This is a genomic window from Arthrobacter sp. B0490, assembly GCF_002929355.1.
Lineage (GTDB): Bacteria > Actinomycetota > Actinomycetes > Actinomycetales > Micrococcaceae > Arthrobacter_D.
In genome coordinates, this window is record NZ_PJIR01000082.1 from 1 (window position 1) to 700 (window position 700).

At 70.1% G+C, this 700-nt stretch carries 1 pseudogene; it reads right to left on the reverse strand.

What is annotated here, in order from left to right:
- Window positions 1-700, reverse strand: a pseudogene (locus CXQ97_RS20855) (formate dehydrogenase); the annotation flags it as partial.

A 700-nucleotide genomic window follows, 5' to 3' on the forward strand; every position in this document is an offset into this window, starting at 1 on the left:
GCGCCGGCGGGCCCGCGGGGCCGGGGGGCGGCCGGTCGACGCGGGTCGCCGGCCGGGTCGGCCGAAGCGCGGTTGTAGAGGATGCGGCGGTTGGCTGGCCAGGCCCATGCCCAGCCCAGCGTCTGGCCCATGCCGTAGGGGTCGGCATTGTCGCGTCGGGCCATCTGGTTGCCGGCCTGGGTCCAGGAGCCACACCAGATCCAGCAGCCGCTGGAGGTGGTGCCGTCGGCACGCAGCAGACCGAAGCCTGGCAGCAGCTCGCCGGCCTTGGCCACCTGCGCTCCGGTCTGCAGGTCGAACACATCGCTCAGGGCCTTTCCGTTGTACTCCTGGGCGATTTCCTCGGCGGTCGGTTCTTCCGGCTGGCGATAGCCCCAGTCGATGTTGAGCAGCGGCTCGGCGTAGGCGCCGCCTTCCTTGCGATACAGCTCGCGCAGGCGATGGAACAGCCCGCCCATGATCACCACGTCGGTCTGCGCCTGGCCCGGCGGCTCGGCGGCCTTCCAGTGCCATTGCAGCCAGCGCCCGCTGTTGACCAGCGAGCCGTCCTCCTCGGCGAAGCAGGTGGTCGGCAGGCGGAACACCGTGGTCTGGATGCTGGCGGTGTCGACGTCGTTGTATTCGCCGGCGTTGCGCCAGAACTCCGAGGTCTCGGTGGCCAGCGGGTCCATGATCACCAGGTACTTGAGCTTGGCCAGCG